Below are 21,461 nucleotides of genomic sequence, written 5' to 3'. Positions count from 1 at the left end.
TCGACCTTTAACAACAACAAGCTCATTTCAAATCACCCACCCGAACCCGATACATTTTGTCGTCCCTCTCATCGGGATTTCCTCGGCCGTCAGTATTGTTGCTGACAAAGTATAAATAATCGCCGTCAATAAACACATCACGAATCCGCCCCAGCCCTGTCACCACGGGCCTCGTCTGCATCTTTTCCACATCAAACTCGCGAACAACATTCCCTCTTAACTCCGCCACATAGAGCTTGCCGTCAGCTGCCGCCATCCCGGAAGGAGCCCAAGTTTCAGAAGCACCTGACTGGAACAAAGGCGTTTCCATCCCAGCCTTCTTCTCCAGACCCTGAATAACCGGCCAGCCATAGTTCGCGCCAGCCACAATCCGATTGATTTCATCATGTGCCGATTGCCCATGTTCGCTCGCATATATCGTCTTCCCAATCCACGCTAACCCCTGCGGATTCCGGTGACCATAACTATAAACATACGAATTCGGAACCGGATTATCCGCCGGAATCGTCCCATCCAAATTCATTCTTAAAATTTTCCCATTTAACGAACCGAGATTTTGAGCAACAGAAGGTGTTGTTGCATCCCCCGTAGTAATAAAGAGCTTTCCATCAGGGCCAATCTTCATCCTGCCGCCATGATGGTAGGCCGCACTCGGAATGCGATCGAGCAGAATCCGCTCCTCCGTCCATATCCCATCATCTAACCCTAGCACAACATCAACAACACGATTAAATTGTCCCCCGCCATCATCCGCATATGTATAATAAACAAATGCCTTCTGTGTCACAGCAAATTCAGGGTCTAGTACAAATCCCAGCAGCCCTGCTTCAGCCGCCTCTGCCAGCGGCTTTTCTAAACTCACTCGCTGACGTTCCATTTTACCGTCTTCAATTTTTACGATACTTCCAGTTCGTTCACTAAGATAGAAGGTTTGCCCAAGCATATCAATCGACCATGGGACAGATAAATTTACAGCCACAACTTCCACTTCAGGCCCAATGACAGCCGCCTCATCCGCTTGCCCGCCATCCTCCTTTTTTCCAAAAAAAGAACAGCCTGAAAGCAGCAACATCAGTACCAGTAAAACGGAACCACCCCGGTACATAGCCCTACCCTCCTATAACACTTCCAAAATCGCCTTCGCGACGCCGCTTTCCTCGTTAGTGTCCGTTATAACATCACATAGTGACTTAATTTCATAATTGGCATTTCCCATCGCCACCGATCTGCCGGCTTTTTCAAACATGGAAACGTCGTTATAGTTATCGCCAATCGCCATTGTCTCCGCCATGGAAATCCCTTTTTCTTTGGCAAATGCTTCAAGCGCCAGCCCTTTTTGCGCCTTCTTATTGGTTACTTCAAGGTTTTCTCGGCCTGAAGCGGAAACAGCCAGGTCGTCAAAAGTTGACAGCGATTTGCCGGCTGCTTCCAGCTTGTCAGCATCAAACGAGAAGACAAGCAGCTTATAAATTTTATACTCGTCGTCATTAAAGAGGATTTCATAATCTTCAACCGTATGAACTAAGCCATCACGCAGCCGTGCTCCGGCAGCATAATAAATCTCTTCACGGTTTACTTCAGGATTGGCGCTGACGATAATGTCAACGAGCGTCGAAACGGCCTTATCCGCGTCAACCGTGAAGGCACCCTTATTGGTATACACCTCAAAATACACATCTTGTTCCCCTAATTTCGCCGCAACCTCTCTTGTCAATTGCTTGCTGATTGGCGTTGCTGAAATAACGTCCCCATCCTTCGAGCGGACCTCAGCGCCGTTGACGCAAATGACCGGACAGTTTACCCCCGCTTCAGCCAAGACATAGGTCGCCTCTTGATAGGACCTGCCCGTCGCCACGACAAATTCTACTCCTTGTGCTTGTGCTGTTAAAATGGCTTGCTTATTTTCCTCACTAATTTGTTGAACTGAATTTAATAATGTTCCATCCATGTCTGATGCTATACATTTAATCATGCTGTCAAAATCCACCTTTTCTAAGTTTTCATTAGTGCCATTCTAACATGAACAATCTAAACATGATTGCCTTTTGCTCAGTTCAAATACTTGCTGCCTTCGCGAATACTTAATGGCGCGAGCGGCTGAGCTTCGATAAACTTCTTTACGGAAGCAGGGTTGGTCTTCGAGTATTCGCGGAGCGCCCAGCCAATTGCCTTTTGGATAAAAAATTCCTTCCTATTGGCATTTTGCCGTATGTAGTGATAGAGCAGGGCATCATTTGTTTTGCCTTTATATTTTAATTGAAAAAGAAGCGCTGCCCGCCGGAGCCACATATTATCATGAACCGCCCAGCCATCAATCGTTTCCTTAATCACTTCAGGAAATTTTTCAGCAATCGTGCCAACTGGCTTTGGCGCAATTCCATCGACGGTATCCCACCACGATTTCGTGGTAATTAACTTCTCCATAAACGGCAAATCCGACTTCTCCAGCTTATTCAGCGATTTTTCCAAATAAGTCAGGGCCGTATATTGGTACTCCCGCTCCTCCTTCTCCCAAAGCGCCACAACAAATTCCTTGTTAAACGGCTCCTTCAAAATCCCCGTTTCCTTGAAAAATTGCTTTTCTAATTCCTTCCGTAAAGGAGATTTAATTCCCAAAAATTCAAAATGACCCTTCATATATTTTTTCATTGGTTCTGCTTCCGCCTCATGACGGTTTTCAATGAACAACTCAGATAACAAAGCCACATTTAATGTCAACTTCATCCATCCTCCCCAAAAAGTCTTACTTATTAATTCTATTATCTCCCATTTTCCCCTTTATTTTTTCCTCATAAAAAAATCTCTGGATGCCACACTAAAATATGCAGATAAGGAGGGATACCATTGACAAAGAAGTTTAACAAAGGCAGCCGTAATCAAAATTCCCCGCAGGCAGGTAACGCTGAGGCGGAATTTGCCAGTGAGTTTGTCAGCGGCGATAACAGCAAGGGCAATAAACGGAACACGAAAGCCAAGAAAAGCAAGACCAATCCACATTAAAAGGTGCCGGGATTATTCCGGCACCTCTTCTATTAACGAACGATTATTGGTGACTTGCCTCCGCCAATTCCTTGATTTCCTCCGCAATCTTGGCCTGAATCGCTTCGACAACGGAAAAATCCATCGCAGCAATATAAATCGCTTCCAGCTCATCATGGAGCTCTTTTGCCTTTGCAAGATAGCTGGTTGCCTCCGTCATTTTGCTTTTGTATCTCGCCGCTATTTTACTAATAATCTCGGCAAAAAGATCGTCCGTTCCCGGGTCAATCAAAATTTCGTACATATCAATGATTTCATCGCCGTCCCTGCTCGGGAAATATTCATGCGGGGCCGTACTATCAAAAATAGCCACACCCAGCTCCCTGAAAATAAGCATATCCAGGCTATGCGGGTCGAAGCCGCAATGATACACCTCGACATCGACACCGCGCTCCTCTGCAGCAGCGGCCAATTTTTTCAGCATCGTCGATTTTCCGGAGCCAGGGCGTCCTTTAATGAAATAGCGTTTCGGAATCCCCTCCGTTAAATTCGGGACAAAATCAACGGCACCCTTTGGCGTGGCGGCCCCTAAGAACCGATGGCGGACATCCGCCGTCTTATTCAACTTCATTTTTCCAAAAAAGCTGTCAATTAGCTTTCTTGTCAATTGGTCGGCCTTGTTAAAATCCATGCTGTTAATATAAATTTTTTCCCAGTCATCATGAATTTCCAATGCTTCCTTAAAGGTCGCGTACGCCTTCTGGAACAACTGACTAATCTGATCCGTCAGCTGCTGGATTGGTTTCTTTTGAACCGCAAGTGCCCTTGCATTCCAAGCCTCGCCTAAGTTTATATATTCTTCCACTGCTCCCGGTGCTTTCGGTTCAATCACATGCGGCGCGGTTCCATCAACAATTCCTACCTTCAATGCGGGGATTAACACGCCATCAATCGAATTATTATCAGAAGAACAATGCAGAAATTCAACATTATAGCCCTTTTCAATCCACTCATGGCCAATTTTCTTCATTAGTGAGGATTTACCTGTTCCCGGACCGCCTTTTAGAATAAATAAGCGATCAAGTCCCTGGAGGTTGGAATCGTACAGATTATGGAACCCCCTAGCTGTATTACCGCCGGCAAAATAATTTTTAATTTTCCCTGCCACTCATCAACACTCCCTTTTTCATAACAATCATAAGGTTTAGTTCACCTTATCTTATGCTTCTGTCATGTATAGGTGAGTGCCCATGCCAAAATTTCATTTTCTCAAATCGGCGATTTCTGCTTTCGTTATATCCTTTAAATCCTCCGGTTTGAGCACGATTTGAACACCAATTTTCCCTGCACTGACAACGATTGAATCAATGAGCAGGCAGTTTTCGTCGATGAAGGTCTGATACTCCTTTTTCATCCCAATTGGGGAACAGCCGCCGCGGATATAACCCGTCCATTTTTGAATATCCTTCACCGGAATCATTTCGACTTTTTTTTCCCCCGCCGCTTTGGCAGCCTTTTTTAAATCCAATTCTGCCGTAACAGGAATAACAAAGACATAGATATTTTTACTCGCGCCCTGGGCAACTAGCGTTTTATATACCTCGTTTGCGTCGCGGCCAGTCTTCTCCGCCACCGAAACGCCATCGATTTTTCCATCTTTATTGTCATATGTCAGCATGCCATAACTGACCTTTTTTGCATCCAAAATGCGCATTGCATTTGTTTTTATCTGTGCCATCGCACCATTCCTCCTAACATCCTCTAACAACAGCATACTAAAAAAGTGAGAATACACAAAATCCCCCAAATTTTGTCACCCTTTTGTCACTCTATGAAACCACTAATATAGTAAACTAAAATTATCCAATAGATTTATAAACAAAAATGTGAATTTATTCACAAATTATTTTTACAAAAATACATAGAAATCAATTTGAGGTGGTTAAGATGAAATACGATTTAGTGCTGCTGCATGCGCCAAGTGTTTATGACTTTCGAAAAAACTCTCTGCTTGCCGGCCCGATCAGTGATGTGGTGCCGTCCTCGCCGGTGTTTGAAATGTATCCCATTGGGCTGACAAGTATTGCTGACTATTTGGAGCGGTACGGGCTGCGGGTGAAGATTATCAACATTGCCAACCGGATGCTGATGAGTGAAACATTTGATGTGGAAAAAAAACTAAGGAAGATCCAAACGAAAGCATTCGGCATTGACCTCCATTGGCTCCCGCATGCCCACGGCAGTATTGAACTGGCGAAAATTGTTAAAGCTATTCATCCCGATACACCAATCATCTTCGGCGGCCTGTCGGCGACGTATTATCATAAAGAGTTAATTGAATACCCGTGTATCGACTTCGTCATGCGCGGCGACTCAACGGAAAAGCTGATGCTCCTTTGGATGAACAAAATCGAAGCGGGGAATACCCATTATGCCGACATCCCCAATTTAACCTGGAAAAAGGGCAGCGAATGCGGCTTCAATCCGATTACCTATGTTCCGAAGGATTTGGATGATATCGACGTTCCGGGCTATCGCTATACGATTCGTTCCGTGTTTAAATATCGTAATTTCCTTGACCCTCTTCCCTACAACGGCTGGCTTCAGTATCCGAACACCGCTTTATTAACCGCGCGCGGCTGTTCGCAAAACTGCCTTATCTGCGGCGGCTCCAGGGAGGCCTATGACCAAAACTGCAACCGGAATTCGCTGGCATTACGGTCGCCGAAGAAGCTTGTCGAAGATATTCAATTTATTTCACGCTTCAGCCGGGCACCAATTTTCATTCTCCATGACCTAAGGCAGGGCGGACGTGAATATGTCACTGAATTTTTCAGCCGGCTGAAAAAACTGAATCTGAAAAATGAAATCGTCTTTGAATTATTCCAATATGCCGATGAAGAATTCTTCAAACAAATGAATGACAGTGTCCCTAAATATAGCATTGAAATTACTCTTGAAACCCATGATGAAAACATCAGACGCTATAACGGGAAATTCAGCTGTACCAATCAAAAAGTCATTGATACGCTTAATTTTGCCTTAAAGAACGGCTGTAAAAAAATTGACTTGTTCTTCATGGTCGGAATTCCCGGCCAGACCTACAAAAGTGCCGTTGAAAACATTGATTTCTGCGAAACGATTCATTTAGCCTGTCAGCATGACCCAAGAATTTTTTACTTTGTGGCACCGCTCGCACCGTTCCTTGACCCGGCAAGTCCTGCCTTTGAACATCCGGAAATCCATGGCTATAAAAAACTCTGCCATACGCTTGAGGACCACCGGACGGCGATTACCCAGCCATCATGGAAACATATGCTTAGTTATGAAACAAAGGATATGACCCGGGATGATATTGTGAATTCAACCTATGAAGCCGCGCAAAAGCTAAATGAGTTTAAATTAAAATACAATCTCATCGATCAAGAAGGCTATGATGACATTAAAGTGAAAATCGAAAAATCGATGGAATATATCGAAAAAATTGATTATCTTCTCTCACTGCCTGAGGAGCAGCAGGCGGGGGAATTAGCAAAAATTCAAAAGGAAATTGAAGAATTAAATAAATATAGTATCTGTGGTAAGAACGAATTAAAGTGGGAAGTCCAAAAGAATTATGCCAATTTCTTCTCACTCGCTTTAGTCGGTTTGGAGCAGCTTTATGAGGATTACGTAAACATCATTAGAAATCGCTTACGTCCAAAAAGACGCCAGCAGTTCCAGCTTAATGCTAAACAAAGAGAAATGAAAATGTAAAAAAAGAAGCGGGAACTCCTGATTTTGGGGCCAGACCCCCGCTAAGCTAAAGCGTTACTGCATCGGGGGCTGGCACGAAAGCCTTGCAAAAATAAAATAAGCGGAGATTTTCCGGATAAATGCAGATTGGAGCTCGTTTCGGGGTAAATAAGCGGAGATTTTCCGATTATGCCAAGAAAAATCCCCCATTTTCGAACTTTTCAAGTAAATAGGCGGAATCTCTCCGCCTATTTAAGCCTTTTTTATTAATAATTACTAATTTAGCGGAATTTCTCCGTCTATTTATCAACTTGGGTGCTTAACCTAATCCCCCAACCTTAACGGAATCCTCCCAACACCTTTTAATGCCCGCCCAAGTAGGCAGCTCTAATTTGATCGCTTTGACTCAGTTCCTCCGAAGTACCGGAAGCGACGATTTTTCCTGTCTCAATGACATATGCACGGTCGGCGATGGATAATGCCATATTAGCATTTTGCTCAACCAACAGGATGGTTGTGCCCGTTTGATTAATTTCCTCTATAATCCGGAAAATCGTTTTCACGAGCAGCGGGGCAAGACCCATGGAAGGCTCATCTAACAGCAATAATCGCGGTTTGGCCATCAATGCCCGCCCCATCGCCAGCATTTGCTGCTCGCCGCCTGATAGCGTTCCTGACAGCTGCTTACGGCGTTCCTGCAGACGCGGGAAAAGCTGAAACACCTTTTCAAAGTCTTCGCGGATCCCTCTTTTATCTTTCCTTAAGTAAGCACCTAATTCGAGGTTTTCCTCAACCGACATGTTAGCAAATACACGGCGGCCTTCAGGTACCTGGGAAATACCACGCTTCACAACTAACTGCGGGACCTTCCCAGCTAAATGCTCACCCTCTAACAAGATTTCGCCGTTCTTCGGCTTTAATAATCCGGAAATGGTTTTTAACAGCGTACTTTTCCCGGCACCATTGGCACCAATCAGTGTGACAATTTCACCTTGTTTGATGTCGAGGGAAACTCCCTTTAATGCATGAATATTCCCATAGTAAACATTAATATCGTTTATTTTCAGCATTTAAGAGACCTCCTCGCCAAGATACGCTTCGATGACTTTTGGGTTATTTCTGATTTGCTCCGGATTACCCTGGGCAATCAATTGACCGTGGTCAAGTACATATATTCGTTCACACACTCCCATAACAAGAAGCATGTCATGTTCAATTAATAGAATCGTTAACGAAAAACGTTCACGGATCAGGGCAATTAAATTCATCAGCTCCTCAGTTTCCTGCGGATTCATCCCGGCAGCTGGTTCATCAAGGAGCAATAATTTTGGATTGGCCGCCAAGGCTCTAGCAATTTCAAGCCGGCGCTGCTGCCCATATGGCAGGTTCTTCGCCTGTTCATGCATGACCGACTCAAGCTTAAAGATTTTTAAGAATTCAATCGCCTTTTCCTCCATTTCCTTCTCACCGGAAAAATGGGAAGGGAGGCGGAGGAGGGAGCTGACAATCGAATGCTTGGCAAGCGAATGATAGGCAACTTTTACATTATCAAGCACAGATAAATCGCTAAACAGTCGGATATTCTGGAACGTCCGGCTGATTCCTTTTTGGTTAATTTTATAAGGGGCCAGCCCATTTAATTTTTCGCTTCCCAGCGAAATCATTCCTTCAGTCGGAACATAGACGCCTGTTAACAGGTTGAAAAATGTTGTTTTCCCAGCACCATTCGGGCCAATTAAACCGACGAGTTCTCCCTGATTTAATTCTAAATTAACATCTGAAACGGCCTTTAAGCCGCCAAAACGGATGCCGACATTTTCAACTTTAAGCAACGGTGTTTTTGCCGTCATGATGCACTCCTCCTTTAGCAGCTTTGCCTAGTTTCAAGAAAGAGGTAATTTCTTTCGATCCCATCAGCCCCTGCGGACGGAAAAGCATCATCACAATTAGGACAAGGCTGTAAATAACCATCCGTACTTCTGGATAACTGGAAAGGAAGGTTGAAATGATCGTTAAAGCAATAGCCGCAATCACTGCTCCCGACATACTTCCCAAACCGCCAATCACGACTAAAATCAAAATATCGAACGATTTCAGAAACCCGAAATTTGGCGGCTGGATAATATAAAAGTTATGGGCATGAAGCGCACCGGCAACACCGGCAAAGAAGGCACCAATGATAAACGCCATTACCTTATAAAATGTCGTATTAATCCCCATCGCATCAGCAGCAATTTCATTTTCCCTGATGGAAATACAGGCTCGTCCATGCGTCGAGTTCGTGAAGTTGACGATGACAACAATCGTAATGACGACACAGGCAATCAGCCATGGCCATGTTGTTAGATGGGTTACGGTCATGCCGCTGGCCCCGCCGATATAATCAATATTTAAAAAGACAATCTTGACAATCTCACCGAAACCCAGGGTGGCAATCGCCAAATAGTCCCCTCTCAGTCTCAATGTTGGAATCCCGATAATCAGACCGGCAATCGCTGCCGCCGCACCGCCAGCAATGATGGCCACTGGGAACGGCAGACCCAATTTCATCGTTATGATGGCGGAAGCATAGGCCCCAACCGCGAGGAAACCGGCATGTCCAATCGAAAACTGCCCGGTCACACCGATAATTAAATGAAGACTGGCGGCAAGGATGATATTGATGCCAATCGAAAATAACGTGTTGACATAGAAGGAGTTTAAGGTCCCCCCGTTAATGAGTAATTGCGTGACAACCGAAAAGATAACGACTAGAACGATTGTGCCCCAAAAACCCTTTGCTTTTTTTAGTAGATTCATCGCGTCATCCCCCCTAGACCTTTTCCCTGACATTTTTGCCTAACAGGCCTGCAGGACGGAAAATTAAGATTAGAATCAGCACCACAAAAGCAACGGCGTCTCGCCATAGCGAGCCACCTGTCGCACTTACAAGCGCCTCAATCACACCCAATATTAATCCGCCGGTCATTGCTCCTGGGATAATCCCTATTCCGCCAAATACGGCAGCGACGAAGGCTTTAAGTCCGGGGATAATTCCCATAAGTGGTTCAATTTTTGTATAATACATCCCGAAAATCACTCCGGCTGCACCGGCAAGGGCCGAACCAATCGCAAACGTGGCAGAAATCGTGTTATTGACATTAATCCCCATCAACCTTGCGGCGTCCATGTCATGGGAAACGGCCCGCATCGCTTTACCGATTTTGGTCTTATGAACGATAAATTGAAGCAACATCATTAAGAAGAGCGATACCGCTAAAATAAGGATCGACTTGCCGCTAATGGTCACACCGAAAATTTCAAAGTTCTTCAAAGGCACGATATTGTCCGGATAGGACTCGAGCTGGGCACCGCGAATATAGATCGTCCCGTATTCGATAAATAAGGACACACCGATTGCCGTAATCAGGGCGGCAATCCTGGTTGCATTCCTTAGCGGTTTGTAAGCAATCCGCTCGATTAAAACGCCAAAGACGGCGCAGGCAGCCATCGAAATAAGTAAGGCTGGGAAAAATCCGAAATGAAAAATAGTAATAGAATAAAAGCCGATAAATGCACCCACCATGAAGACATCTCCATGGGCAAAATTAATGAGTTTAACAATCCCGTATACCATTGTGTACCCAAGGGCAATCAGGGCATAAATACTACCGATGGAAATTCCATTGACGAGCTGCTGAATAAATTGTTCCATGTCGAAAACACTCCTTAGAAAGGACTCTGTAAAAGTGAATAGGGAGACATTAATTCTCCCTATTCATTTTGAAAACTATAAAATTTGTCTAGCTCCTGGCCATACGCCGCTGACCAGGGCGCTTCCGCTTTTTTATTTATGGATTTACCTTCGTTTTAAATGTTTGTTCGCCGTCTTTGTACTCTAGAATAACAGCTGATTTGATTGGATCATGGTTTTTATCAAGCTTCATTTTTCCAGTGACAAGGTCAAGCCCATCTGTCTCAGCAAGAGCCTTCTGGATTTTCTTTGGATCGCTGCTGCCGGCACGCTTGATGGCATCGGCAATGAAATAAGCAGAATCATAACCTAAAGCGTTGAAAGCATCTGGTGACTTATCTTTGTATTTAGCTTTGAAGGCTTTCACGAAATCTTGAACCTTCGGATCAGAATCCCCAGAAGAATAGTGGTTGGTAATAAACGTATTGTTTAAGGCATCCTTGCCGGCAAGTTCTACTAGTTTAGGAGAATCCCAGCCATCTGCGCCCATCATTGGCACCTTAAGTCCTAATTCACGAGCCTGCTTAACAATGAGACCAACCTCTTCATAATATCCAGGAACAAAGATGAAATCGGGATTTTTCCCTTTAATATTCGTTAATTGAGCGTGGAAGTCCGTATCCTTCGCTAAATATGCTTCTTCAATGACTACATTTCCACCCTCTTTTGCAAATAATTCCTTAAAGGAAGCAGCAAGACCCTTAGAATAATCACTTGCACTGTCAATGAAGACAGCAGCTGTTTTAACCTTTAATTCCTTCGCGGCAAAGTTCGCTGCCACCGTCCCTTGGAATGGGTCAATGAAGCAAGTACGGAAGACGAAATCATTCAATTTGCCTTTTTGCACGGTCACGTCAGCGCTTGTCCCGGTTGGCGTCAAGAGCGGAATGCTGTTGCTTTGAGCAATTTCTATCTGTGCTTTTGTATTTCCGCTTGTGGCGGCACCGATAATAGCGGCAACTTTATCTTGGCTAATCAGCTTTGTAGCACCGTTGATTGCTTCTGGTGCATCAGATTTATTGTCAAACGGTACAAGCTTCAGCTTCTTGCCATTAACTCCATCTTTATTAATCTCTTCGAGCGCCAGTTCAATCCCTTCTTTAATGGATTGTCCGTAAGAGGCAACACCTCCGGATAACTCAAGGTTGGCCCCAATCTTAATCACGCCATCCTTGTCCGCGTCCCCGCTTGTACTCGCAGATCCACAGCCTGCCATCACACCTGCCGCTACCATAAGCGACATGAAAATACCAGCTACCTTTTTCTTCCTCATGGCTTTACCCCCTGTTTTTTTCTCCAAATCAATTGTCTCGCTGTTGCTAAAAAAGATAATATTCTGAAAATATTGTACCTAATATTTTGGAGTTCGTCTAGTCATAAAGCACTTATTTTAAAATAATTTGGAATATAGTGATAATTGGCATAATTACTAACTGCATAGGATTAATTCGCATAAAGTGAATAGAGTTTTATTTTCTAAAGATAAATAAATCAGCTTTCAATTATTTTGTCGAAATATAAAATAAAAGAGACTCCTGATTTAGGAATCTCCTGATTCTAATGATTAAAGCAATTCTTTGCTCTTCGTTTCGGTTCCCAAAAAGAGAACGGTACATGCGCCAATTAGGACTGAAATACAAAAACAAGTAAAAATGGTGGAAATAGAAATGTTTTGTGCAACAAGATAACCGACCAATAAAGGCCCTAACACACCGCCAATCCGGCCAAAGGAAGCGGCCATCCCTGTACCTGTACCGCGGATAATCGTCGGATATTGTTCCGGTGTATAGGCGTAAAGGCCGCCCCAGGCGCCGAGATTAAAGAATGACAACAGAATTCCCGCCGTCATTAACATCGCAGTTGTTTCGGCTGACCCAAAAAGGTAGGCACTTACAGCCGTACCCGTTAAATAGACGACCAACACAAATTTTCGCCCAAACCGCTCTATGCACCAGGCAGCGGTAAAATAGCCCGGCAGCTGCGCCAGCGTCATGATTAGCACATATTCAAAACTCTTAATTAAGCTAAAGCCTTTCATGACCATCACACTTGGGAGCCATAGGAACATCCCGTAATAAGAGAAGACTACGCAGAACCAAACAATCCATAGCATCGCCGTCTGGCGGCTGTATTCTTTGGACCACAGCTTCTTCATACTTTGAAGGGCCGAGATTTTCTTTTCCTCCTTGATGGCAGAAAAGCGCGGCGAATCGGGAAGACCGATACGCAAAAATAAAGCATAGATCGCCGGAAGGGCACTGATTAACAAAGCAGCCTGCCAGCCATACCTCGGAATCACGAAATAGGAAATGACAGCGGCAATCAGCCAGCCTCCTGCCCAAAAGCTTTCTAGCAGTACGACAATCCGGCCGCGTTTCTCGACCGGGACACTTTCGGATACAAGTGTCGAGGCAACCGGAAGTTCCCCGCCTAAACCGGCTCCAACAAAGAATCTTAACACTAAAAAGACCGATAACGTAGATGTAAAGGCGGACGCTCCGCTCCCGACTGTAAATAATAATAACGTAATGATAAAAACATGTTTGCGGCCAATCCGGTCAGCCATTAAGCCAAACACGAGGGCCCCAACTGCCATTCCAATTGAATTAATACTGCCAATCCAGCCCATCTGACCCGGAGTTAAATCCCATTCCAGCTTTAAAGCCGCGATAATGAAGCTGAGCATGCCTACATCCATGGCATCGAACATCCAGCCCATCCCGGCAACTCCAAGTAATTTCCGTTCTGATATTTCCTTCTTGTTGTTCATTGGATCCCCCTTATGCTGCTACATCTGATTACATTATTCCCCAAAAAATAATTTTTTAGAGACTGACTGTATATCTATCAGCCATAAAGGTATTTTAGCAACTGTCTTTACAGCTGTCACTATTTTTAATAAAAAAAGAGAGAATACAAATCTCGTATTCGCTCTTTTACTCAATTATTTAATCCAAGCTCCATCTGCACCTACGCGGTATGAGCCGATTTTTGTATTAGCTGCCATGTGGCCGTCACTGTATAGGTAGTACCATTTTTTAGATACTTCAACCCAGCCTGTTTTCATTGCTCCAGAGCCATCAAGGTAGTACCATTTGTTCGATACTTTAACCCAGCCAGTCTTCATTGCACCAGAAGCATCAAGGTAGTACCACTTGTTCGATACTTTTGCCCAGCCTGTTGCCATTGCGCCGCTTGAATTTAAGAAGTACCACTTACCGCCTGTTTTAACCCAGCCAGTTTTCATTGCACCACTGCCGTCAAGGAAGTACCATTTACCTCCTACTTTTGCCCAGCCTGTTGCCATGTCGCCGTTTTCCAGATTAAGGTAATACCATGTTCCTTTGTCCTTAACCCAACCTGTTGCCATTGCACCGCTTGGATTTAAGAAATACCATTTGCTGCCTGACTTAACCCAGCCAGTCTGCATCGCACCGTCTTTACCCATAAAGTACCATGTTCCATTATCATCAACCCAGCCAGTGGCATAATCAGTCATGGAATTACTTTCTTGTCCAATGAAATACCATTTACCGTTTTGCTTTACCCATTGTGTTGATTTGAATGCTACAGAATACTCTGTTTCATTACCGTTATCATCTGCAACAAAAAGTGGAAGCGCTCCACCATCTGTGAAATATTTGAGATCTTGAACGAACGCTAACCCCTCGGATTCATCATTTTTAATCAAGTCAAGAAGATCTTCATCATCAATTTCACCCACACGAATAAGCCAATCTACTAATTTCGCTTTATCTAAATAGGCTTTTCCATCTGCAAAACGTAAATCAACGTCATCTGAATATTCTTCATCTGTTCTTTGAAAAATGGAAACAGTTGTAGCATTTGATGATTTAAATTCAATCCGGTTTATTTCAAGATTCCCATTTTTACCAACCAAATTAAAGGTAAAGTTGCTGCCCTTCTTTTCGGCTACAATTGTTTTACCATCATTGGTAAACAAGGTAATGCTTGTTAAGTCAACATTTTTAGCGGCTGCTGCATGTGAAACATTTGCTGGAAGCACGGCTAAAAGGAAAAGAAACAAAAAGCTGGATAAAGCAATAATCTTTTTCACAATAATCCTCCTTGGTGAATGTGATGACCCCATGCAAATAGAACTAGATTACTAGATTACTATATGATGCAATAGTATTATTTTACATAAAACTACCATTTTATACAACATTTTTCTGCATTATTCAACAAATTATTTTAAATAGGCAACCGCTTTATCCATTAATGCAGATCTTCGCTGCTTTTTTAGATTTTGATAATGGTCTTTAATGGACTTGGCTTCATTGGAACTGTAGCCGTTTTTCTCTAATTCTTTAACAAGTGCGTTGTAAATATAGTCAAATGATTGATCGGTGCTGGCTTCAAGCTTTTTCGCTGCCCCGTTATACTTCGAGTAAAAGTAAAAATAAGAAATTTCATCACCATTGGATTTCTTTGTTTGATACTCACTGAACGCATAGGATAAGAGGGCATTCAGCTTGCCGTCTGCCTGCGCTTGTAAATCATGGAAAGCCGGCTGGTATTTTTCCAAAATAGCGCCAGCAGTCAGTTTCACAACTGACGGTTTTTTGACCTGACCCGAATTTTTATTGGTGCTTTGACTTTGTGTTGTTCCTGCCGCTGAGTCAGCCGGGGCAGCTGTTCCAGACGCATCTGCCGTAAGATTGGAACTTTGCTCTGTTACTTCTGCACCAGATTCATCCTCGGAACCATCCTCGGAACCATCCTCAGAAACATCCTCACTAGGTAATTTGACCTTGAAATCATTTTTAACAATCTCATCTACTTTTGCATCAGCAGTTTGATAATCTTTTATATTAAGAAAATAATAAAGAGTACCTGCTCCCGCTGCCAACAGTAAAACAACGACACTTAAGATAATTTTCCACTTTTTCACGTTATGTCCACCTTTTGCTTTTCAATAATCTCCTTCTTCACATTAACATATTTCGGCATTTTTGCGACATATTTTTTTCCATTTTAGAAATAATTACGACAAAATTCGCTAGGGCTATTCTCCCTGGGTAAAAAGACCCCTGCTTCATGAAAACAGCAGGGGTCTTTGGTCAGCACATTAATCCAGCGCTTCTTCGACATTTTTAAATTGGTTAAAAAACATTTGATAATATCGGCCTTGGGCGCTCATTAACTCATCATGGCTTCCTTGTTCGACGATTTGCCCGCCATCAATCACCATAATCGTATCGGCATCGCGAATCGTATTTAAGCGGTGGGCAATGATAAAGCTCGTCCGCTCTTCCATCAGCTTGAGCAAGGCCGCTTGAATATGGAGCTCGGTTCTCGTATCAATACTGCTGGTCGCTTCATCTAAAATCAAAAGCGACGGTTTGGCCAACATTACCCTGGCAATCGCTAACAGCTGGCGCTCCCCTTGGCTGAGGTTGCCGCCATTTTCTGAAAGGATGGTTTCATATTGCTGGGGGAGCCGTCTGATAAAACTATCGGCATTAGCCATTCTCGCCGCCGATTCGACCTCGTCATCACCTGCGCCGGGTTTCCCGTACTTAATATTCTCCTTAATCGTTCCGGAAAATAAATAGGTATCCTGGAGGACAAAACCAAAGCAGCTTCTTAAGCTGTCTCTTGTATAGGTTCGAATATCGCGGCCGTCTAGAAGAATTCTCCCCTCGGTGACATCGTAAAAGCGTGTCAGCAGATTGACGATGGTCGTTTTTCCCGCCCCCGTAGGACCGACAAGGGCGGTACTGCTGCCGACAACCGCCTCAAAACTGACATTTTTTAAAATAGGCACATCCGGCCGATAGCCAAAGCTGACATTCTCAAAGACAACATGGCCTTTCGGATTTTCTAAGACCACCGCATTGGCTGTATCCGCTGTCTCTTCCTGTTCGTCAATAATTTCAAATACGCGCTCAGCACCGGCAACACCTGACTGGAGGATGTTAAAGATGTTGGCAAGGTCATTAAGCGGTCTGACAAACTGCCGCGAGTAGGTGATAAAGCTAGCGATGGCCCCAACGGTAATTAAGCTCTTAGCGGCAAGGATTCCGCCCAGGACGGCGACAATTGCAAAGCCAAGATTATTAATCACGTTCATAATCGGCATCAGAAATCCCGACCAAATTTGTGCCTTAAGGCCGACTGCACGGAGCTTTGTATTGACGACTTCAAACTCTTCAATCACCTTATCCTCATGATTAAACGCTTTGACCACTTCAATGCCGGAGATGGTCTCCTCAATATGGCCATTTAATTTCCCAAGCTGTACTTGTTGATTTTTAAAAAAGACACTCGTTCTTTTCGCAATCGTCCGTGTCAGCAAGAAGACGAGCGGGACGGTAACTAAGCTTGCCACCGTTAACACGGGGCTTAAGACTAACATCATGATTAACGAACCGGCAATGACAATCAGCCCTGACATCAGCTGTGTTGTTGATTGCGAGATTGTATTGCTGACGTTATCGACATCATTCGAAAGCCTGCTCATCAGTTCCCCGTGTGTTCGCGAATCAAAAAAGGAAACCGACAGCTTTTGCAGCTTTTTAAACAGGGCAGCGCGAAGGCGCATGACCACCCTCCCGGCAACACCAGCCATCAGCCATCCTTGTAAAAATGTCAGACCAGCATCGGCAACATAGGCGCAGGTTAAAACGACAATCACCATTTCCAGGAACGTAAAATCTACCTTTCCATTATGAAGGCTCATCGCATCCACTGCTTTCCCGATTAAGAACGGGGCGAGGAGCATGAGGACTGAATCAATTACGATAAAAAGAAAAATTAGCAATAGCATTTTGCGCTCATTGCCAAAATAATGCCAAAGACGCTTCAATGTCGCTTTAAAGTTCTTCGGCTTAACGACTGGGCCACGAAGCCGCTGGGCACCGCCGGGTCTCAATGGGGGAGGGGCAGTAGGATTACTACTCGTTTGTTCCGTTCCCTTTGACATCATAGCACCTCCTTGCCCATCTGAGATTGATAGATTTCCTGATACACGGTACATGTGTTGATTAACTCTTGATGGGTTCCAAATCCAACTGCTTCACCTTGGTCAAGCACAACAATTTTGTCAGCATCGATAATTGAACTAATCCGCTGGGCAATCAAGAGACACGTAAGATTCTCGGCATACTCTTTCAAGGCAGCCTTTATTTTTGCCTCAGTGGCTACATCTACCGCGCTTGTACTGTCATCCAAGATTAAAATCTCTGGTTTTTTCACCAACGCTCTGGCAATCGAAATCCGCTGCTTCTGCCCTCCGGAAAAATTAACGCCGCCTTGACCGATTCTAGTTTCATAGCCTTCCGGCGCGGCGGCGATAAAGTCATGGGCGCCGGCAACCGCCGCCGCGGATTCAACTTCATCTTGGGAGGCGTCTTCTTTTCCCCAGCGAATATTCTCCGCTACACTGCCGGTAAAGAGAATATTCTTCTGCGGCACCATTGCAATCTTCTCCCTTAGAATCCTTGGATTAAGAAGTTTAATATCTTCGCCACCTACTTTAATCGTGCCGCTTGCCGCATCATAAAAGCGGGGGATGAGCCCGACAAGGGTGCTTTTCCCCGAACCGGTTGAACCGATGATGCCGACTGTTTCGCCGGGCAGGATGGTAAGGTTAATATCTTTTAATACGGCTTCACCGGTTGTCCCGTCATAAGCGAAGGAAACATGTTCAAAATCGATTCTTCCTTTTTCCTTATAAGTTGGCGTTACAGCCTCGTTTTCCCAAGTGATGTCATCCTGTTGTGAAAATACTTCGTCAATTCTGCCTGCTGACGCCTTGGCCCGAACAAACATATTAAAAACCATGGAAATCATCATCAGCGAAAATAAGATTTGCGTCATATAGTTGATGAACGCAATAACATGACCGACCTGAATGTTTCCGGTGCTGACCCCGAATCCGCCAATCCAAAGGACGACGACAATGCCGAGGTTAACCGTCAGCATAATTGCTGGGCTAAAGGTAGCCATTAGGCGTCCGGCAGCGATCGACTGCTGCTTAAATTGTTCATTTACCTTGGTAAACTTGCCAATCTCAACATCAAAGCGATTGAACGCCTTCACGACACGGACACCTGATAAATACTCACGCATCACACCGTTCACCCGGTCCAATGCCTTTTGCACCTTGGCGAAGAGCGGAAACCCTAAGCGCAAATTGACGATAATTAACAGGGCTACAATCGGCACGACTACCGCGAGCACCACGGATAAATGGAGATTGAGTCGCGTTGCCATGATGAGGCCGCCAATCGCCAGCAGCGGGGCTTTCACGAAAATCCGCATCAGTCCATTGACAAACACCTGCACCTGTGTGACATCGTTTGTTAGCCGGGTAATGAGCGACGCACGGTCAAACTTATCAAGATTTTTAAAGGAGAGCGTTTGAATTTTCTTAAATAAATCCGAGCGTAATTCTGTTCCAAAATTTTGCGATACGATGCTGGCCATAATGCTTCTTGTTGAGGCAGCCACTGCCCCAAATGCGGTAATCGCAAGCATCAGGCCGCCCATTTTCAAGACATAATGGATATCCTTATTTGCCACACCTTCATCGATGATTTTCGCCATAATCGTCGGCTGTAGCAAGTCACTAATCGCTTCAAAGGTGAGAAATAAGACGGCAATGCTGAAAGACCTCCAATATTTTTTTATGTATTTTGATAAAAATTTCATCTTCCCACCTCAGAATTTCGGGTCTCGTAATAATCCTATTATAATTTCGTATTGGGCAATTAAACAATTAATTAGTTTGAAAAATAAGGGTTTAGCGAAATCCGCGGCCAGTTTGGCGAGATTAATGAGAAAGTTGGCGAAATAAATCCGAAGTTTAGCGAGATTCCTGTCCAGTTTGGCGAGATTCCAGCACAAATAGGCGAGATCATTGATAAGAGTGAATGATCGGAGTCTATTCCTAATAAAAGGGTAATAAAAAATGGCCCATAAACATGGACCACTTGTTAGTCATATTAATCTTCGACGGGGCGAAATTCATGGACCCAGACACGCATTTGCGGGAGCCACGGCATTCCCGGGTGGTAAGCTAGGATCGATTGTTTATAATCCTCTACCGTTTCAAAGCCCTCGCGGCGCGCATCAGCATCGGTCAGCTCACCAAGGCTTTGCGAATAAACATTTTCAACGACGAACTGACGGCCTTCAAGCGTCATGATTTCACCGGGGTCAGCATATCTGCCATTTCGGCGCGTTGCCGTTTTTTCTCCTGCCAGCACCTTCTTAACATCTGCTTCCATCGTCACTAACCGCTCAACGGAACATGTTTTCGGCGGCAACGTATTGTTTTCATGTTGTGTCATGCTTGTATCCTCCTTTTTCCAATTCATTTACCTATATTAACATTATTGTTAACGTAATAAAAGCGACAGAGTCTTTCCCTTACAGATTCAAATCTCTTTTTTTATAAAAGAAAAAGGTGGCAAAAGCAAGCACGCCGATTAACACAGCCGAGAGGACAACGAAGCTTGTCTCGAGTCCGCCGCCATACATGACATTTTTCGCTTCAAAATATTTAAACGGCGTCAAGTATTTTAGACCCTTGAGGTGTTCGTTCAAATCGACGGCGACCGCTAACCCATATGTCAGCAAAAGAATGGCCGTCGCTTGCGATGCCGCCGTCTTAGGTTTCCTTTTGACCGCAGCGAGGGCACTGCCGATGACCATAAATAAGATTTGCAAAATAAACATTCCCATCATTAACACGGCAATTTCACCAGCGACGTCCTCACCATGGCTGTATTTCCCCATAAGAAGGATGGAAGAAACAAGCGTTACAAGATTAAAGATGACAATATTCACGAAAGCAGCCAATAATTTTGCGGTAATGATGGTCGTTCTTGCTACCGGCTTGGTGAACAAAAACTCCGCTGTTTTATCACGCTCTTCTTTGGCGATAATCGTTGCCCCGAGCATCGCTGCATGGATGGTTGCCATCAATAACAAATAGAGGAAGAGCATGCCATAATAACCGCTGGCCATCGATAAATCCAAGTCGCTCATACCTAAGACCACCTTTAGTGATTTTGGTAAGTCGGCCATCATCGTATTAATCGATTGGCCTGATGATGAAAACGCCTCAAATTTAGCCATCCCTGATGCTACCATGAAGAAGACCCCGATGCTCCAAAAGATGAGCGATTTCCGGTGCGACTTCAATTCTTTTAAAAATATATTCACGATTGATCCACCCCCATATTAGACAGCATGAATATCCTTTTTCGCATATACCAAATAACTCGCCGCGATGGCAAGAATGATTATAATGACTCCAGCAATTAAGAAGGATGCCTCGAAGCCTTTATTTTTCAGAATATAGGCAGTTTCGAAATATTTAAACGGCGAAAGATAGCGTTTTGCTTCCTCACCAGATGCGCCGCTAAGCATCCCTAAAAAGTAAAAGCCAAACACGGTTGCAAGTGAGACAGTCAGTACCGACTTGATTTTTGGAACAATGACAGAAATGATGATGCCTAGTGCTAGAAAAATCAGCTGGATAAACAACAGCGTGAGTGACAGCATGATAAAAAGTTTGAAGCTAAAGTCTTCTGTCTTCACTTGAAACATCATGATGCTCGCAGCCACGATATAAACGATATTGGTGATGACAAGTGAAGTAAGTGCTGCCAGCAGCTTGGCTGTCAAAACCTGGGTGCGGGTAATCGGTTTTGTTAATAGAAAATCAGCTGTTTTTTCCCGGACTTCCTTGCTGACAATGGCTGTGCCCAGATTCATCGCCTGAATAGCGCCGCACAAGGTAATAAACGCTAGCGGAAAGCAGTAGAATCCTAGAATCGTAAAGAACCCGCCCAGGTTGATTCCGAGTGCATTGCGGATTGCCTCCGGATACCCTTCAAGGATTTTGGTAAACTCCGCTGCATCACGCGCAAATGAAGGATAAAGCGACATATAAAAGACTACAATCGCTGCTAATGAAATCGACCAAATCATTGTCGACTTCCGATATGCCCTCAACTCATGCAAAAAGATATTCATA

The 21,461-nt window shown here is 44.3% G+C and carries 20 protein-coding genes; 2 read left to right on the top strand and 18 right to left on the bottom strand.

Annotated features, from left to right (window positions below):
* Positions 1-22 precede the first annotated feature (22 nt).
* From BANVL01_RS18105 to BANVL01_RS18095, 3 genes are all read right to left on the bottom strand, one after another.
* On the bottom strand, positions 23-1,105 hold the full coding sequence (locus BANVL01_RS18105) for a PQQ-dependent sugar dehydrogenase (RefSeq protein ID WP_066094125.1): 1,083 nt from the start codon (positions 1,103-1,105) through the stop codon (positions 23-25).
* A gap of 12 nt (positions 1,106-1,117) precedes the next feature.
* Positions 1,118-1,972: a Cof-type HAD-IIB family hydrolase gene (locus BANVL01_RS18100; RefSeq protein ID WP_066094128.1), complete on the bottom strand. Its 855-nt coding sequence runs from the start codon at positions 1,970-1,972 to the stop codon at positions 1,118-1,120.
* A gap of 77 nt (positions 1,973-2,049) precedes the next feature.
* The gene (locus tag BANVL01_RS18095; protein ID WP_066094131.1) at positions 2,050-2,724 is read right to left on the bottom strand and encodes a DNA alkylation repair protein; all 675 of its coding nucleotides are present in this window, start codon (positions 2,722-2,724) and stop codon (positions 2,050-2,052) included.
* Positions 2,725-2,844: 120 nt separating this feature from the next.
* Between BANVL01_RS18095 and BANVL01_RS27860 the strand changes: the two genes are divergently transcribed.
* Positions 2,845-3,000, top strand: coding sequence for a hypothetical protein (locus BANVL01_RS27860; protein WP_169803201.1), 156 nt, complete (start codon positions 2,845-2,847; stop codon positions 2,998-3,000).
* 43 nt (positions 3,001-3,043) lie between these two features.
* On the opposite strand, the gene BANVL01_RS18090 is transcribed toward BANVL01_RS27860, so the two are convergent.
* Together BANVL01_RS18090 and ybaK are read right to left on the bottom strand one after the other, a co-directional pair.
* On the bottom strand, positions 3,044-4,147 hold the full coding sequence (locus BANVL01_RS18090) for a PRK06851 family protein (protein WP_066094134.1): 1,104 nt from the start codon (positions 4,145-4,147) through the stop codon (positions 3,044-3,046).
* A gap of 93 nt (positions 4,148-4,240) precedes the next feature.
* Positions 4,241-4,717 carry a Cys-tRNA(Pro) deacylase gene (ybaK, locus tag BANVL01_RS18085; RefSeq protein ID WP_066094138.1) on the bottom strand — a complete coding sequence of 159 codons (477 nt, stop codon included), beginning with the start codon at positions 4,715-4,717 and terminating at the stop codon, positions 4,241-4,243.
* A 209-nt stretch (positions 4,718-4,926) separates the two neighbouring features.
* Here ybaK and BANVL01_RS18080 point away from each other — a divergent pair, with 209 nt between their 5' ends.
* Positions 4,927-6,735, top strand: a complete 1,809-nt coding sequence (locus tag BANVL01_RS18080) for a TIGR04190 family B12-binding domain/radical SAM domain protein (RefSeq protein WP_066094141.1) — start codon at positions 4,927-4,929, stop codon at positions 6,733-6,735.
* A gap of 341 nt (positions 6,736-7,076) precedes the next feature.
* Here the strand turns inward: BANVL01_RS18080 and BANVL01_RS18075 are convergent, their stop codons facing one another.
* From BANVL01_RS18075 to BANVL01_RS18015, 13 genes are all read right to left on the bottom strand, one after another.
* Positions 7,077-7,784 carry an ABC transporter ATP-binding protein gene (locus BANVL01_RS18075; protein WP_066094144.1) on the bottom strand — a complete coding sequence of 236 codons (708 nt, stop codon included), beginning with the start codon at positions 7,782-7,784 and terminating at the stop codon, positions 7,077-7,079.
* Complete coding sequence (locus tag BANVL01_RS18070; RefSeq protein ID WP_066094147.1) at positions 7,785-8,564, bottom strand: ABC transporter ATP-binding protein; 780 nt, start codon at positions 8,562-8,564, stop codon at positions 7,785-7,787. It lies immediately after the preceding gene.
* Positions 8,539-9,513, bottom strand: coding sequence for a branched-chain amino acid ABC transporter permease (locus tag BANVL01_RS18065; RefSeq protein WP_066094151.1), 975 nt, complete (start codon positions 9,511-9,513; stop codon positions 8,539-8,541). The genes BANVL01_RS18070 and BANVL01_RS18065 overlap by 26 nt, the downstream gene beginning before the upstream one ends.
* Before the next feature lie 13 nt (positions 9,514-9,526).
* Positions 9,527-10,408, bottom strand: coding sequence for a branched-chain amino acid ABC transporter permease (locus BANVL01_RS18060; RefSeq protein ID WP_066094154.1), 882 nt, complete (start codon positions 10,406-10,408; stop codon positions 9,527-9,529).
* 136 nt (positions 10,409-10,544) lie between these two features.
* Positions 10,545-11,720: an ABC transporter substrate-binding protein gene (locus BANVL01_RS18055; protein ID WP_066094158.1), complete on the bottom strand. Its 1,176-nt coding sequence runs from the start codon at positions 11,718-11,720 to the stop codon at positions 10,545-10,547.
* 291 nt (positions 11,721-12,011) lie between these two features.
* Positions 12,012-13,217 (bottom strand): MFS transporter, encoded by a 1,206-nt coding sequence (locus tag BANVL01_RS18050; protein WP_066094160.1) that lies wholly within the window; start codon positions 13,215-13,217, stop codon positions 12,012-12,014.
* Between the two features lie 174 nt (positions 13,218-13,391).
* Entirely contained in the window at positions 13,392-14,525 is a 1,134-nt protein-coding gene (locus BANVL01_RS28705; protein ID WP_066094163.1) for a cell wall-binding repeat-containing protein, read from the bottom strand.
* A gap of 132 nt (positions 14,526-14,657) precedes the next feature.
* Entirely contained in the window at positions 14,658-15,362 is a 705-nt protein-coding gene (locus BANVL01_RS18040) for a hypothetical protein (protein ID WP_066094166.1), read from the bottom strand.
* 177 nt (positions 15,363-15,539) lie between these two features.
* Complete coding sequence (locus BANVL01_RS18035) at positions 15,540-17,396, bottom strand: ABC transporter ATP-binding protein (RefSeq protein WP_066094172.1); 1,857 nt, start codon at positions 17,394-17,396, stop codon at positions 15,540-15,542.
* On the bottom strand, positions 17,396-19,126 hold the full coding sequence (locus BANVL01_RS18030; protein WP_066094175.1) for an ABC transporter ATP-binding protein: 1,731 nt from the start codon (positions 19,124-19,126) through the stop codon (positions 17,396-17,398). Before BANVL01_RS18030 ends, BANVL01_RS18035 begins: the two co-directional genes overlap by 1 nt.
* A 293-nt stretch (positions 19,127-19,419) precedes the next feature.
* Positions 19,420-19,767 carry an ASCH domain-containing protein gene (locus tag BANVL01_RS18025; RefSeq protein ID WP_066094176.1) on the bottom strand — a complete coding sequence of 116 codons (348 nt, stop codon included), beginning with the start codon at positions 19,765-19,767 and terminating at the stop codon, positions 19,420-19,422.
* A 79-nt stretch (positions 19,768-19,846) separates the two neighbouring features.
* Complete coding sequence (locus BANVL01_RS18020; RefSeq protein WP_066094179.1) at positions 19,847-20,644, bottom strand: ABC transporter permease subunit; 798 nt, start codon at positions 20,642-20,644, stop codon at positions 19,847-19,849.
* Between the two features lie 18 nt (positions 20,645-20,662).
* A complete protein-coding gene (locus BANVL01_RS18015) occupies positions 20,663-21,460 on the bottom strand; it encodes an ABC transporter permease subunit (protein WP_066094182.1) in 798 nt (265 codons plus the stop codon).
* Position 21,461: the final 1 nt, after the last annotated feature.

This window comes from Neobacillus novalis NBRC 102450 (assembly GCF_001591805.1).
Taxonomy (GTDB): Bacteria; Bacillota; Bacilli; order Bacillales; family Cytobacillaceae; genus Neobacillus; species Neobacillus novalis.
This window is presented reverse-complemented; position numbering and strand designations above follow the sequence as displayed.

Excerpts from the sequence above, each read along its gene's own strand:
- BANVL01_RS18105 (WP_066094125.1), bottom strand. The coding sequence starts at position 1,105 with ATGTACCGGGGTGGTTCCGTTTTACTGGTACTGATGTTGCTGCTTTCA.
- BANVL01_RS18100 (WP_066094128.1), bottom strand. The coding sequence starts at position 1,972 with ATGATTAAATGTATAGCATCAGACATGGATGGAACATTATTAAATTCA.
- BANVL01_RS18095 (WP_066094131.1), bottom strand. The coding sequence starts at position 2,724 with ATGAAGTTGACATTAAATGTGGCTTTGTTATCTGAGTTGTTCATTGAA.
- ybaK (WP_066094138.1), bottom strand. The coding sequence starts at position 4,717 with ATGGCACAGATAAAAACAAATGCAATGCGCATTTTGGATGCAAAAAAG.
- BANVL01_RS18080 (WP_066094141.1), top strand. The coding sequence starts at position 4,927 with ATGAAATACGATTTAGTGCTGCTGCATGCGCCAAGTGTTTATGACTTT.
- BANVL01_RS18075 (WP_066094144.1), bottom strand. The coding sequence starts at position 7,784 with ATGCTGAAAATAAACGATATTAATGTTTACTATGGGAATATTCATGCA.
- BANVL01_RS18070 (WP_066094147.1), bottom strand. The coding sequence starts at position 8,564 with ATGACGGCAAAAACACCGTTGCTTAAAGTTGAAAATGTCGGCATCCGT.
- BANVL01_RS18065 (WP_066094151.1), bottom strand. The coding sequence starts at position 9,513 with ATGAATCTACTAAAAAAAGCAAAGGGTTTTTGGGGCACAATCGTTCTA.
- BANVL01_RS18060 (WP_066094154.1), bottom strand. The coding sequence starts at position 10,408 with ATGGAACAATTTATTCAGCAGCTCGTCAATGGAATTTCCATCGGTAGT.
- BANVL01_RS18055 (WP_066094158.1), bottom strand. The coding sequence starts at position 11,720 with ATGAGGAAGAAAAAGGTAGCTGGTATTTTCATGTCGCTTATGGTAGCG.
- BANVL01_RS18050 (WP_066094160.1), bottom strand. The coding sequence starts at position 13,217 with ATGAACAACAAGAAGGAAATATCAGAACGGAAATTACTTGGAGTTGCC.
- BANVL01_RS18035 (WP_066094172.1), bottom strand. The coding sequence starts at position 17,396 with ATGTCAAAGGGAACGGAACAAACGAGTAGTAATCCTACTGCCCCTCCC.
- BANVL01_RS18030 (WP_066094175.1), bottom strand. The coding sequence starts at position 19,126 with ATGAAATTTTTATCAAAATACATAAAAAAATATTGGAGGTCTTTCAGC.
- BANVL01_RS18025 (WP_066094176.1), bottom strand. The coding sequence starts at position 19,767 with ATGACACAACATGAAAACAATACGTTGCCGCCGAAAACATGTTCCGTT.
- BANVL01_RS18015 (WP_066094182.1), bottom strand. The coding sequence starts at position 21,460 with ATGAATATCTTTTTGCATGAGTTGAGGGCATATCGGAAGTCGACAATG.